Origin of the sequence: Mesorhizobium sp. M0166, assembly GCF_040322255.1 — a bacterium.
GTDB lineage: Bacteria > Pseudomonadota > Alphaproteobacteria > Rhizobiales > Rhizobiaceae > Mesorhizobium.
The window spans coordinates 33226-46477 of sequence record NZ_JAMYTD010000023.1 but is presented as its reverse complement, the minus strand read 5'-3'; the positions used below and the strand labels follow the sequence as shown (position 1 = coordinate 46477).

General features: G+C 59.1%; 12 protein-coding genes and 5 pseudogenes. 10 read left to right on the top strand and 7 right to left on the bottom strand.

Annotated features, from left to right (window positions below):
- The first annotated feature begins 117 nt into the window (after positions 1-117).
- On the top strand, positions 118-1026 hold the full coding sequence (locus NKJ46_RS22810) for a dihydrodipicolinate synthase family protein (RefSeq protein ID WP_352667804.1): 909 nt from the start codon (positions 118-120) through the stop codon (positions 1024-1026).
- A gap of 453 nt (positions 1027-1479) precedes the next feature.
- Here NKJ46_RS22810 and NKJ46_RS22805 read toward each other — a convergent pair whose 3' ends face one another.
- Both NKJ46_RS22805 and NKJ46_RS22800 read right to left on the bottom strand, forming a co-directional pair.
- Entirely contained in the window at positions 1480-1815 is a 336-nt protein-coding gene (locus NKJ46_RS22805) for a hypothetical protein (protein WP_352667803.1), read from the bottom strand.
- A 350-nt stretch (positions 1816-2165) separates the two neighbouring features.
- Positions 2166-2348 (bottom strand): hypothetical protein, encoded by a 183-nt coding sequence (locus NKJ46_RS22800; protein WP_352536014.1) that lies wholly within the window; start codon positions 2346-2348, stop codon positions 2166-2168.
- A gap of 105 nt (positions 2349-2453) precedes the next feature.
- Here NKJ46_RS22800 and NKJ46_RS22795 point away from each other — a divergent pair, with 105 nt between their 5' ends.
- Entirely contained in the window at positions 2454-2630 is a 177-nt protein-coding gene (locus NKJ46_RS22795) for a hypothetical protein (protein ID WP_352667865.1), read from the top strand.
- Positions 2631-2695: 65 nt separating this feature from the next.
- Here NKJ46_RS22795 and NKJ46_RS22790 read toward each other — a convergent pair.
- From NKJ46_RS22790 to NKJ46_RS22780, 3 genes and pseudogenes are all read right to left on the bottom strand, one after another.
- A pseudogene (locus NKJ46_RS22790) lies at positions 2696-2980 on the bottom strand (tyrosine-type recombinase/integrase); the annotation flags it as partial.
- A gap of 86 nt (positions 2981-3066) precedes the next feature.
- Complete coding sequence (locus tag NKJ46_RS22785) at positions 3067-3255, bottom strand: hypothetical protein (protein WP_352667799.1); 189 nt, start codon at positions 3253-3255, stop codon at positions 3067-3069.
- Between the two features lie 59 nt (positions 3256-3314).
- Positions 3315-3536 carry a tyrosine-type recombinase/integrase gene (locus NKJ46_RS22780; protein ID WP_502902123.1) on the bottom strand — a complete coding sequence of 74 codons (222 nt, stop codon included), beginning with the start codon at positions 3534-3536 and terminating at the stop codon, positions 3315-3317.
- Between the two features lie 547 nt (positions 3537-4083).
- Here NKJ46_RS22780 and NKJ46_RS22775 point away from each other — a divergent pair.
- On the top strand, positions 4084-4584 hold the full coding sequence (locus NKJ46_RS22775; protein WP_352667797.1) for a reverse transcriptase domain-containing protein: 501 nt from the start codon (positions 4084-4086) through the stop codon (positions 4582-4584).
- 936 nt (positions 4585-5520) lie between these two features.
- Complete coding sequence (locus tag NKJ46_RS22770) at positions 5521-5898, top strand: transposase (RefSeq protein ID WP_352667796.1); 378 nt, start codon at positions 5521-5523, stop codon at positions 5896-5898.
- Here NKJ46_RS22770 and NKJ46_RS22765 read toward each other — a convergent pair.
- The gene (locus NKJ46_RS22765) at positions 5856-6389 is read right to left on the bottom strand and encodes an SET domain-containing protein-lysine N-methyltransferase (protein ID WP_352667793.1); all 534 of its coding nucleotides are present in this window, start codon (positions 6387-6389) and stop codon (positions 5856-5858) included. The two genes, NKJ46_RS22770 and NKJ46_RS22765, sit on opposite strands and share 43 nt — an antisense overlap.
- A 240-nt stretch (positions 6390-6629) precedes the next feature.
- On the opposite strand from NKJ46_RS22765, the pseudogene NKJ46_RS22760 reads away from it, so the two are divergent.
- The 3 pseudogenes from NKJ46_RS22760 to NKJ46_RS22750 all read left to right on the top strand — a co-directional run.
- Positions 6630-7078 (top strand): annotated as a pseudogene (locus NKJ46_RS22760) (transposase); the annotation flags it as partial.
- A 117-nt stretch (positions 7079-7195) separates the two neighbouring features.
- Positions 7196-7390, top strand: a pseudogene (locus tag NKJ46_RS34805) (transposase); the annotation flags it as partial.
- A gap of 353 nt (positions 7391-7743) precedes the next feature.
- Positions 7744-7929: pseudogene (locus NKJ46_RS22750) on the top strand (transposase); the annotation flags it as partial.
- 133 nt (positions 7930-8062) lie between these two features.
- Here the strand turns inward: NKJ46_RS22750 and NKJ46_RS22745 are convergent.
- Positions 8063-8346, bottom strand: a pseudogene (locus tag NKJ46_RS22745) (transposase); the annotation flags it as partial.
- 867 nt (positions 8347-9213) lie between these two features.
- Between NKJ46_RS22745 and NKJ46_RS22740 the strand changes: the two are divergent.
- The 3 genes from NKJ46_RS22740 to NKJ46_RS22730 all read left to right on the top strand — a co-directional run bounded on the left by NKJ46_RS22740 (position 9214) and on the right by NKJ46_RS22730 (position 12985).
- Complete coding sequence (locus tag NKJ46_RS22740; protein ID WP_352667789.1) at positions 9214-10752, top strand: trimethylamine methyltransferase family protein; 1539 nt, start codon at positions 9214-9216, stop codon at positions 10750-10752.
- A gap of 487 nt (positions 10753-11239) precedes the next feature.
- The gene (locus NKJ46_RS22735; protein WP_352536025.1) at positions 11240-11938 is read left to right on the top strand and encodes a cobalamin B12-binding domain-containing protein; all 699 of its coding nucleotides are present in this window, start codon (positions 11240-11242) and stop codon (positions 11936-11938) included.
- Positions 11939-11971: 33 nt separating this feature from the next.
- On the top strand, positions 11972-12985 hold the full coding sequence (locus tag NKJ46_RS22730) for a GlxA family transcriptional regulator (protein WP_352667787.1): 1014 nt from the start codon (positions 11972-11974) through the stop codon (positions 12983-12985).
- Positions 12986-13252 lie beyond the last annotated feature (267 nt).

Sequence of the window (13252 nt, the reverse complement as noted above, 5' to 3'; positions counted from 1 at the left end):
GGTGCGAATGGTGGCCTGGTACGAAGGTACCCCAAAAAAGAGCGACCTCAAAGGGTAGACATGTCATTTGTCACCATGTAGATTGGATCCAGTTAGATCGAAGATGGATGGAGAACCATGGTAAAATGGGCTGGTGTATTCCCCGCAGTGACGACAAAGCTCACAAGGGATGGCGAGGTTGATCTGCGGGCGACGAACGACAGCCTTGACCGCCTCGTTACGGCAGGCGTTTCCGGTGTCATTGTGCTCCCGATGCTCGGCGAAAACGCTTCGATGTCGCTGAAGGATCGTGGAGACATTATCCGCGGAGCTGTTGAAGTGGTAGCCGGACGTATTCCGGTTCTCTCCGGCCTCGCCGAAATCACACTCGAGAATGCGAAGGCCAACGCCAAGCTCTACGAATCCTTCGGCGCCCAGGGCTTAATGGTGTTCCCAAGCCTCGGCTACAAGACCGACGATCGCGAAACGGTCGAGTGGTACAAGGGTGTCGCCAGCGCGTCGTCGCTGCCGATCATGATCTATAACAACCCTATCGCGTACGGCGTCGACTGCACGGTCAACGTTCTCAAGCAACTCGTCGACACTCCGGAAATCGTCTGCGTTAAGGAGGAAACCGGTGACATTCGTCGCGTCACCGATATGTATGTCGCACTCGGCGACCGCTTCGGCGTCTTCTGCGGCGTTGACGATCTGATCGTCGAAAGCAGCGCGCTTGGCGTCACCGGTTGGGTTTCGGGCATGGCCAACGTTTGGCCGTCAGAATGCGTCGAGCTCTTCCATCTCTGCGCCCAAAACAAGTACGAGGAGGCACGCGCGCTTTACCACATCCTTACGCCGTCCTTTCATCTCGACACCCATGTCAAGCTGGTTCAGTACATCAAGCTCGCCGAGAACCTGGTCTACGGGGCCCCTGAATGGACCCGGGCACCGCGTTTGCCGCTCGTCGGCGAAGAACGTGACTTCGTCATATCGACGATTCAGCTAGCTATCGAGACATTGGGCAAGCGGGTGAAGAAGGCCGCCTGATTTAGGATCGGCAGGAAACCGGTGCCGTCATGGACCGATTGAATAGCACAAGGGTTGCTCCGCCTCAGGTTGGGGTATCCGCGTTCGTTAGACCAACGCATCGATCAGCAGCCGGCTGGTCGGGAGGAAATACTGTTCGCCGGGGCACGCGACATGCCGAATAAGGCTTGCGCTCGCTTAATCCCGAATGGGGCTTGCTCGACACGACCTGAAACACAACAATTTGGGGATCATGACGTCCCTCGAGAGACGCTCGTTCGGAAGACAGCAACTGAAGTTCAAAGGTCAAGAGATGGTTTATTCAACGTCGACAACCTGCGCCAGCTCTAAATCGGGCCGCCCCCGCGTAGCTATCGCTGGTTTTCAACATGAAACCAACACGTTTGCCCAGTCTGGATTCCGATATCGCTGCCTCCCCCCTCGGCCGGCGAGCAGCCGACGCCAGGTGAACAATTACCGCGGGGAAAGTTCATACCGGCGTGCCACAGCACAAACCGTCTCGCCCGCCTCGTAGCGCGCGAAAGGTGCCGCCGGAACAGCCCTACGTCCTCGCCGCCGCTTCGGCAGGCGCAGTTCGGTGTGGACGCCGCCAATCCAACTGATCAAGAGAACGATCTCTGAGGCTTCTTCATCGATATCGGCGACCACCTCATGGACGACGGTGCGCAATATGCGCTTCTTGCGTCGGTCGTCGGCGCCGACCAGCCAGCCTTGAGGTCGGCGGCGAGCGCGGCGACGTGTGTTGGCAATAGAAGTGCCGTTGCAATGTCGAGCCATCATGCGCTGCAATCCTGCTCTCTATCTCGCCGACACGCGCGAGCGCCCGGTTCCACCCAACTCCAGTTCCGCCGCGACCAGCCGGTTCTGCGGATCGATGGCGTCATACTGCCGGAATGCCCGATCGGCGCTGTAGCGTACCGCCTCGCGTGATCGCGCACCAGCGCACCACGAACCTGATCGAGGAGACTGGCCGCTTGTGCTTCGGCCTCGACGGCCGCGGTAATCGCTCCCGGCTCGACAATCCGCAGAAGAGCTTCCTCGATGGCGTCGTCGTATGCAGCGCGGCTCGCCATTGTCGAGCAAACCCCGCCAACATCAATAGCGCGGAATGTTATATCTGGTTCCCGTGTAGCGGACCGTCAGCTTGCGTCCCCAGCGCCGGCAGCGGAAAAGGCCGGAGAGCAGAGCGTCGCCGTGCTTGGGCGATCCGTGATGCTGGACCGGGGGCACGTTGTACTCACCATGCGCTCATTGCCCAGATGCTCGACGAAAAACCGTTGCAGCAGGATGGGGAAGAACGATGCCAGCTTGGGGTCAGTCATGATAACCCCCTCCAACCGTAGAGCGAACAGCTCGAACCGTTTGCCAGTGACCGCCATGAGTTCCAGGGACGCCGGTCAAATACCAATAAGCATCGGAGAGTTGGCGTGGCCGACGTAGATCGAGAGCGCCGCCATGGCGTTGTCGATGTCGGCGCCATGTCCGTACCAGAGCTGGATACGGCGGCAAATGAAGGTGTGGCGCAGGTCGTGAATACGCACCTTGCCATGGCCGCCCCGCGCGCCAAGCAAGGTTGGTGCGAAGCTTCTGGAAAACTATATTGATCCTCCGCTTCGCGACAACAGGGTGAGTCATCGGTGAGTGCACCAGGCCGCGCGCGAACCGCCAGATAGCGCCGTAGCTTGGCTACGACGTTGGCGGGTATGGGCACATGCCTAGATTTGCGTAACTTCGTGTTCCGAACCGTAAGGAATACTCCATCGAGATTGACAGCGCTGCAGCGCAGGTGAAGTGCTTCTGACCGGCGCAGACCCGTAGCGGCGATCAGCCGAAAGATCGTTGCGTAGGTTGCCGGCCGCAACCCGCCCCCAGGAGCGAGGCACGAAGCGTCACAAGGTCGCAGATCTCCTGCTCCGAATAGACGTGCGGTGCAAGGCGGCGATGTGCACGACACAAGGTCGCTGTCTGTGGGAACTCGGTGCCGGGATCGAGCCGGGCAAGATACCTCGCGAACGGGCGAAGGGCCTCGAGGCGCCGGGCCTATGAGAAAGGACTGGCCCGTTTGGCCTGGCCTTGCACCCAGTTCAGGACGATATCGTTGGTGAGGGGGCCACTGTGACCGCGCTCGTCGGCAAACAAGGCGAAGGCGGTGATTTGACGGCCCTGCATCCTGAGGGCGAAACCAAGGGTGCGGCGTTCGGACAAATAGTCCTTTGCCAGCGAGAGCATGGTGCGCGCCGGTCATTGCGCGCTCCCCGGCTAGGGTAGGGCCACAGCTGCAAGATTGGTCAGATCGACCTTTGCGTAAAGGCGGACGTGTCGAGGCTTCGATGCCGCAGGATGTCCGCAATCTCCTTCATCGGCGCGCCGGCGCGCAAAAGTCGGCTCGCCATGCTGTGGCGGAGAATGTGGACACCGGTCCGCGTCCATCCACATCGGCGGTAGCCGGCCAGCACTGACGCTCTTCGTCGTGATCGGCTCGTTGTAGGGGCAACATGGCGAACAAATATGGCCCAGTTTGACGTCGCGGGCCGCTCCTAAGGCTGCAATCGCCGCTCCCGTCTCGGACGGTAGCGGCAGAGCATCCGCGCGTCGGCTCTTGGTGCAGACAAGCTTGATCGTACCGTCGGCCCAGTTGATGTCGTCAATCGGCACAATTGTTGTCATCAAGCTGCAGCTTGACGACTTCGCTGGATCGCAGACCGAGATCGATCAGACACCGCACTATCGCATAAGCCCGCAGGCGCGACGGGAACCTATCCGGTCTGCCGGGTATTGCGCACGGCACGTTGGAGATACGGGGTAATCGGGGGAGACCCGCGTCCGGTCGGAGGTCGCGGCTTCGCCATCGCTTCTGGCGGTGGACCGGGCGGGAGTCGGACAGGGTCATACGACGGTTGAGGCCGGTTAATTCCGGCGGAGGGGAGGACCCTGCCTTCTGGTGTGCTTCGAAGTCGGTGAGGAGGGGGTGATTGGCGATGAGCCTCGAAACACCCGATAAGATCAGCAGAGAAAGCTCCATTGTAGGCGAAGGCGGAGTCCGCTTTCCGCTTCTATGTGCTCTACGAAAAGATCTGCCGCAATGACATACTGTGCCATGCCCATGCGCTGGCCCGCGCCAATGCGGGCTCGCCGGGCGTGAACGGTCTGGCGTGCGCACAGATCGAAGCGGAAGGCGTGGGGAAGTGGCTGGCAGGCCTGCGCGAGGAACTTGTCTCGAAGACCTACCGGCCACAGCCTTTGCGGCGGGTGATGCTCCCGAAGCCAGGCGGCGGCCAACGCCCGCTTGGCACCCCGACCATTCGGGATTGGGTGGTTCAGAGTGCCGCCAAGCTGGTGCCGGAACCGATATTCGAGGCGGACTTCGAGGACAGCGCTTATCGCTACCGACCACGTCGCAGCGCACGCGACGCGGTCAAGGAAATGCACCGGCTGATCTGCCGGAGCCATACCGACGTGGGAGACGCCGATTTGTCGAAATACTTCGACACGATCCCGCATTCGGACCTCCTCAAATCGGTGGCCGACGCATTGTCGACCGGCACGTGCTGCGGCTGATCAAGCTGTGGCTGAAGGCGCCGGTCGAAGAGCGTGACGGTGACGGGAAACAACACATGAGCGGGGGGCAGGCGAGCCAAGTGCGGCACGCCGCAGGGCGGGGTCGCAAGCCCGCTGCTCTCGGTCATTTAACTGCTTCCTGAAACATTCGGACTCGGCGAAGCGTTCCGTGCTCACGTCATCTCCTATGCCGATGACTTCGTCATCCTCAGCCGCGGTCATGCAGCCGAGGCGCTGGCGTGGACACGGACGGTGATGACGAAACTCGGGCTGACACTCAACGAGGCCAAGACCTTGGTGAAGGATGCCCGACAGGAGCGCTCCCTGGCTACTCGTTGGGACCACACTACCTCCCCGGCGGTGGCCGGTGGTATCTAGGCGCAAGCCCGTCCAAGAAGAGCGTGCAACGGGTCAAGACAAAAGTCAGCGAACTCCTAAGGCCGGGAAACAAAGGTGCGTGGCCGGAGTGCGAGCTCAGCTAAACCGGGTTCTGCTCGGTCGGTCGACGTACTTCTGCCACGGCACCCGAGCGCCGGCTACGAAGCCGTTGACCGACATGTCTATGACCCCGTCAGCGACCTCCTGCGCAAACGGCACAAGCTGCAAGGACGTGGCACGAGCCAGGTCTCCTGAGAGAACATCTCCGAGAAACTTGGCCTGCTGCGTCTTCGTCGCGGGCAGCGAGCGCCGCCCCGTGGGCCCTACAACGCCAGTCGCAAACCGGATGCGGTAGCTCCGCACGTCCGGTTTGATGAGCGGGGAGGGAAACGGAGCGCTTCCGCCCTGGAACGCAACCGCCTACAGATTGTCGGCCGCAAGCGCCATATCATCACCGACCCCGAGGGGGCACCTGGTCAGGCTGACGGTGCATACGGCCGACATCCAGGACAGGGATGGGGCAGTCGGCGTCATCGCCTCCATTCGACAGCTTTACCCGTGGTTGCGCCATCTCTTCGCCGACGGCGGCAATGCGGAGAAAAAACTGACGCAGGCTCTCGCCGACCTGGGCACGTGGACCATCGAATCGTCAAGCGCTCCGACACGGCCAAAGGCTTCGAGGTGCTGCCGCGACGATGGGTCATCGAGCGAACCTTCGCCTGGCTCGGGTGTTGTCGCCGGCTCGCCAAGGATTTCGAGGCGACTATCGCAAGCGCCGAAGCGTGGGTCTTCATCGCCTCTATCCGCCTCATGCTCCGCCGCCGCGCAACTCCACCTCACACAGTTTCGAGTCAGGTTCTAAGAACTGACAAACTTTGGAAGAGACCATATCTTTATCGGGAGCTGCGCGGGGTTTTGTTGAGGTATGGCGCGTAATATCCTGACATGACCATCGGATGATCGCGGGGCAACTCGGAGAAACCCCCGGCTGAACCTCGGCATTTTCCCGATGAACAAAGACATACTGATATGCCGATGCACTCGGATTCAGATGTAGCGTAGTCCCAGGTTACTTCGACACCAGAAGAGATCTGCTCAATCGCCACGAAGTCATAGGCTCCGAAGCGATTAGCTACAATCGCTAAATTTGGGTCACATGAATGGTTCACAATTACAGCGGGCTTCTGAAAAAGAGCATGGACATTCCAGTCCAATTGAAACGAGTTCGTTGTGCGTATCTTTTCCATTCCGTCAACTAGCCCAATGATAACAATCTCCCCCGGCAGGAAATCTCGCGCGGCGAATACGCCGCGCCCCCGATCGCCACCGGTGTTGAGCACTGTAACGTTGCGGGCATTAATTTGCCTTGCACACGCGAGGTCGTCCGTCAAAATAGATAGACGATTGTTTTCGCTGTAAGTCGACATAGCCATTCGTTCCCTTTGAGAATAAAATTATAGACGGACTAAGTTAATCGTATTTTCGATGTAGTGGATCTTCCGTTGCTTTCTTGCCGACCTGACATGTAGCGTTCCTTCCTTCGTTCCACCATTGGACGCTCTCGCCGTCTCACACCCAAACGCAATCAAAACTCGTGCCAATCTGGCTGATCGAGCCAAAAAATGTCATCGCTGTCAGCTGTTAGCTCGAGGCAAAAAATGGCTAGAGGTGGGCCGCAACAGGTGCTGGCTATCTCGGCCGCTACACCCACCGCGTCGCCACCGCCAACTCCCGGCTGATCAACATGGCCGACGATCGCGTCGCGATCCGCTGGCGGGATTATGGTCATGGCGCCAGGACGAAGGTCATGGCGCTCGATGCCCATGAGTTCATCCGCCGCTTCCTCCTGCATACGCGGCCCGACGGCTTCCACCGCATCCGCCACTACGGCTTCCTCGCCAATGGTTATCGCGCCCCCAAGCTCGGCCTGTGCCGCCGACTGCTGATCAGCCAGCAGCAGAACAATCTCGAACCGAGTGCCGAAAGCGCCGCTGTCGCCGCCGAGCGCCTGGCGTTGACGCATCGCTGCCCATGCTGCGGAGGGGCGATGGTCACGCTCGTCACCTGGCGGTGCGGACAGGCGCCGTCGAACCCCTTCTGGAATGACACCTCATGATCACGCCCGGTGTGTCCACATCATCTGGTTCGGCACCCGTCGCCATGCCCGCCGGCACCCAGACCTTTGTCCCACCGCATAAAGTCGCAAAGCAGCCATCCGGGCCAGAGGCTATTGCTGCTCTTCCTGCCGCCCTACAGCCCAGACCTCAACCCGATCGAAATGGCCTTCGCCAAGCTCAAGGCGCATCTGCGCGCAAAGGCCATCAGAACCATCGACGCCCTGTGGCAGGCCATTGGCGATATCTGCAATCTCTTCTCTCCAACAGAATGCAGAAACTACTTCACTGCCGCAGGCTATGGACTCACATGAAAGTCCGCCGCTCTAGTACGACAATCCTGGGTCCGGAAACCGACAAAGGCGATACAAGATGTCGAATGACCCTGATCGAGACCGCCGTCGTCGACTCGGAGGCCGGGGACGTGGAGCCAAGCTTTGATCGCGCAACCGCTGAAGCGACGTTAGTTCCAGCCTGCCATTGATTTGGGCGGTTTTGCAGATTGAGCACGAGTCGGCGCCCACCCGCGGCAAGCCGATTCGCACCATAGTCAGGACGAGGCATGCAGCCTTCATTCTGGACGCCATGACAGGCGGTCCGTGCAGGGCAACGGGCTCTCGGTATAATAGCGATAGAGACAGTCACGGCCGAAGCGGTGGTCGCAAAGCTCCGAACAAAGCTGCGGCGGGCCGTGCGAACGCGCGGTCACTTTTCCAATGACGACGCCGCGATTAAGCTGCTATATCTGATTCTCAACCACGCCGCCGAGGAATGGAAACGCGCCCCGCGCGAATGGTTCGCGGCCAGGACACAATTCGCCGTCGTCTTCGGCGAAAGGTTCGTTAGCCAATGACGACAACCGGCCTCACGCACAAGATTCCTGACATTCCCATGTAATCCAGTCCAGGATCGGCCTTCGAAGTTGTCGAGGCCGAGTTCCTCCCTCAATTGCTGATGGGCTGCTCACAGACCCACCTCGTATTGAGCGCGACATCGACGGAATGCTGTCCCTTTTTCGATAACGCTGTGTCGTCGATGACCAGAAAACCCGCCTCGTCGCCGACCAGGCGATCTGCCTCCTTCAGCAGGGCGGCCTCAACCGGAGTGCTGTCCAAAACCCATGCCGCGACAAAATGATGAAGCTCATCGTCGCCGACATCGCCCGCTCGCGCGGCCATCGGTGTACGCTCTTACGGTCGCCCGGCCCGATCAGACCAGCAATGTACAGCGGACACATCCGGCGCCAAGCTGGATGTGAAAGACCTGCCAAAAACGGTTGAAGTCAGTGCTCAAGATCGGCTTGCCAGTCCACATCCATTGGTCGGCCCTCCACAAGCCGACCCTCCTATGAAATACGGACACTCTCTTTCGGGAACAAAAACTCGCCCGCGGCTAAAAACCTGCCAAAGTAGTGCTTCTGTAATGGGCCTTCGATCGTCAAGTCCCCACTGAACGACTGAACGACATCTCATCGCCAGGATCATGCTTCTGTCCGTGGTCAGCGCGAAGGCCGCCACACCATGCCATCAGATCCAGAGCTGACAGGTCAATCTAGGAAGCGTGGTTTGCCGCAGCATTCACAGCACTACAGACGACCTTGCCAAGCCCTCGTCCCGGCGTCGGGACCTCAGGAGAGCGCTGCCGTTTCGGCTCTGGGAGGGAGATCTCATTCTAGGCCCCGGCGGCTTGGCTATTGGCACTCTGGTCGAGGGCACGACGCGCTTAACGATGCTGCGGCATCTTCCCCGCCAGAAGAATGGGCCTGCGCTTGCGGGGCAGGCCCGTGCTTGACGCCATTACGCACCGCCGTCACCTTGCCCGGAGAACAGCCGTTAATTAGCTCGTTGTTTAGTGACTATGTGCAGATGCCGCCCGAGCAAATCAAAATATTTTCCGAGACTTAACGCCCGCGCTTCCGCTTCAAAACAGGCAGGCAACACCCTTTGGTTATCGCCGCAGCCGCAAGCCTCGCCCATTCGCGCGAAGCGTCTCCTGATATAAGTGTCACTTATCTCTGACTGCGTCTTTTGCGGATTTTCTCCATGATTTCGATTAAGTATTATCAAGGAATATCAAGGCCCAGTCTGAGCCTGCGTCGGAACGACGAGGGGAGTCTGTGGCAAAGCAGGATTGCATCATGTCGCAAATCAAGTTCCCTGCAACGCGCCGCGGTGGGCGTGCATCGCTCGTGGCTTCCCGAGCGGAAGAAAAGACGCCGCGTCTGTCGACCATTCGCTACGGGATTAAGCCGGTTGAGGCACTCAGTCCCGACCAGCTTGAGCGCGTTCATCAGGCATCGCTCGCGATCCTTCGGGAAATTGGAATTGATTTCCGGGATGAAACCGCGCTACGCCAGTGGCGGGAAGCGGGAGCTGATGTCCAGGGTCAGCGGGTCCACCTCGAGCCAGAAATGGTAATGGGCCTCATTGCCAAGGCACCTCGCAGCTTCGAGCTGCGATCCCGTGACATCGACCGGCGAGTTACAATCTCACCAGACACGTTGACGTTCGGCACAATGCAGGGTGCACCCAACGTACGGGATATCAACGGCGTGAGACGGTCTTCAACGATGGAAGACCTCAAGGATGTAAATCGGCTAACGCAGATGTTGCCGGGCTTCCAAGTGGCCGGCGGCTTTACGTGCGAACCAACGGACATCGCTGTTCCATGGCGGCATCTTCACATCAACCGTTCCAGCCTTGTCGAGACGAATCTGCCGTACTTCGGTTTGACCACGGGGCAGGAGCGCTCTGAAGACTCTATCGCCATGGCACGCATCGCTCACGGCGCTGAATTCATGAAGTCCAACGCCGTCATAATCGGCCAGATATCAGGCAACTCTCCCCTCGTCTGGGACGCGACCATGCTCGAAGGGTTACGCGTCTATGCTGAGGCCAACCAAGTTGTCCTGCTCTCTCCCTTCGTCCTGGGGGCCGCTAACACACCGGCGGATGTTGCTGCGACTGCCGCCCAGGTAAATGCCGAGGCGCTCGCGGGGCTCGCCTATACGCAACTCACGGCCCCCGGCGCCAAGATGATCTACGGACAGTACTCAGTGTCCGTTTCGATGCGGAGTGGAGCTCCCATGTCGGGTATGCCCGAGGTAACACTCCTGAACGTAGTGATTGGCCAACTAGCGAGGCGATACGGCATCCCGTGGAGAACCACCGCCTCGCAGTCCTCGTCGAAAACGTTCGATGCCCAGTCAGGATACGAATCCGCCATCGCGTACATGTCGGGTGCTACGGCAACGTCGAACCTCCTTCTTCATGCCGGTGGGTGGGATGAAGCCGGTATGGTTTGCTGCTTCGCCAAGTTCGTGGCGGACGCCGAGCAAAATCTCCTGATTGCGAAATACGCGCAAGGGATATCGTTCGCCTATTTCGATGAGGCCTTGGAAGCGGTCCGTCGGGTCGGGCCGGGGGGGCACTATCTAGGCGATTCATTCACTCTTAAGCACTTCAAGGACGCGTTCATCGCGCCAGAGCTCCTCGATTACTTGAGCTACGAGCAGTGGAAAGCAAAAGGATCAAGGGACATGGCCCAGCGCTGCCGCGAAAAGGCAAAGGCGATCATCGAAGGCTATGAACCGCCGCCGATGGATGCTGCAGTCCGCGAAGAATTAGATGCGTTCGTTGCGAAGCGCCAGCAGGAGATTTCGCCCAGCCTAGCCTGAGCTGGGCGAAAGCGAGAGGTGTCCGGAGGAGGGGGTTGCCTGAGGAACGCACATGAGAACTTTTGCGAGGCGGTATCACCTGCCTAGAAGCAATACCGATCGCGTGTCGAGGCGATGGCGGAGGAAGCGCGCGCGGGACGGGTGGACCGATGCGAGTTTGCAATTTTGGCAAGCGTCTTCGGTGCGTTCACCGTTTTTCGCCTATGACATGATCGGGACTGCCGCGCCGACAGAGGCTTTGGCCGAAGAGCCCGGAATGCTGAACCAGTTATCGATCAGGCCTCAAAACGCTCCCCAGCCTTACCTCTGGCGGCGAACAGCAAGGTGAAAAACTACGGCATGCATCAGATCAACCAGATAGCCTGAAAAAAATCTGGCTCGTCGCCTGATTTCCATCTCCCAAGCTTTCAGGCGTATGCCTGCCGGCACCCGCGGCACGGGTGCCGGCAGGGTAATAAAACACAGCTTATCTTAGCGAGGCTAGAGAATGTCCGAGGACGAGATCATCCTTTCCGAGCTTTCCGACGAAGAGCTCGTGCAGCAGATGCACGACGACCTTTATGACGGGTTGAAGGAAGAGATCGAGAAAGGCACCAACATCCTTCTGGAGCGCGGCTGGCAGCCCTACGCCGTGCTCACCGAAGCGCTGGTTGAAGGCATGCGCATCGTCGGCGAGGATTTTCGCGACGGCATCCTGTTCGTTCCCGAAGTGCTTCTGTCAGCCAACGCCATGAAGGCCGGCATGTTCATCTTGCGACCGCTGCTTATCGCTACCGGCGCGCCGAAGCAGGGCAAGATGGTGATCGGCACCGTCAAAGGGGACATCCATGACATCGGCAAGAATCTCGTGGGCATGATGATGGAAGGCGCCGGCTTCGACGTCATCGATCTCGGCATCAACAATGCGGTCGAGAAATATATGGCAGCGATTGAGGAACATAAGCCCGACATCATCGGCATGTCGGCGCTACTCACCACCACTATGCCCTACATGAAGGTGGTCATCGACACCATGAAGGAAAAGGGCATTCGCGACGACTATGTCGTGCTGGTCGGCGGTGCACCGCTCAACGAGGAATTCGGCAAGGCCGTCGGCGCCGATGCCTATTGCCGTGACGCTGCGGTGGCGGTCGAGACCGCCAAGGATTTCATGAAACGCAAGCACAACGTTCGCAGCGGGCAGTAAACGCTTTGACTCCTAACCAATATTGAACACCAAATGAATGTGCACTCCCACCTTGCAATTGTGGACGCCGGCGTTCTCGCCGCCGATAGTGTCGGTCAGCAAGAGCCACTCAGTCTAGCTATTCTAATCCTGCCAGGTTTCTCGCATCTGGCGCTCGGGGCTTATATTGAGCCGCTGCGTGTCGCAAATTCTCTGGCGGGGAGGGAGGTCTTTTGCTGGAGAGTGATAAGCCTCGATGGCAAGTCAGTCCCAAGTTCGATAGGACTCCAAGTTGCAGCCGCGGCCGACGCTGCTGATTTCGTCACCGATGGTCAAAGATATGACCACGTGGTCATTGTTGCAGGCCATTCTCTAGATCCCCGTAAATTGCCGCAGGTCAACCACTTTCTTCGCAACATTGCTCGCAGGAACGTCAAAATAACCGCTATGGGTACAGCAACCTGGCTACTCGCAAAGGCGGGACTGCTGGCAGACACCCGATGCACTATCCACTGGTCACGGTTGGCTGCGTTCTCGGAAACCTTCAAGGAATCGAACGTTTGCAATGCCTTGTTCGTGACGGACGGGCAATTTTCCACATGTGCCGGTGAACTCGCCGCATTTGACCTTGCCCTGGATCTGGTCGCCCGGCATACCAATGCGAGCATCTGTCGGGAGGTGTGCCGTTATGCCACGGCGGTAAGCCGCCGCTCTGGTTGCGACCGTCAGACCAGCCCGGCCGGTCTCGCGTTTGCTGGGAGGAGCAGGAAACTGGCTGCGGCGCTCCACCTTATGGAGGACAACGTTGAGCACCCGCTCAATCTCACGAAGCTGGCAATGCTTTGCAAGATTTCCAGGCGACAACTCGAACGTCTATTCCTGGAGCAGGTTGGAACTTCGCCATCGAGGCACTACAGACGCATTAGGCTCGAACACGCTCGACGACTGATAGGCGGGACGAATTTGAGCCTCACGGAAGTAGCAATTGCGTGTGGCTTCCAGTCGCCTTCGCATTTCTCCAAGTGCTTCAGGGCAATGCATGGGGCCGCCCCTAGCGATTGCCGATGAGGTCGTCTTCCATGAGGCGCTGGTGCCCACGCCTACGATCGAAGCTCCCTTATCCTCCATTTTGCTGCGCCGGCCATATTAGCGCGGCGGTGGTGGGGCGGACCATCCCACTAAGCATGGCGGGATGGACGTCTCTGACGCCAAGCGGCTGAAAGTGCTGGTATAAAGACTCGTTATACCAGACCGCATCCTTTTCCGCCTACAGCAGCATGACATCAAACTTTAAGGTTCGCTAAGGAGTCCGTGCGTAGCGGCGGCGCTGTACTC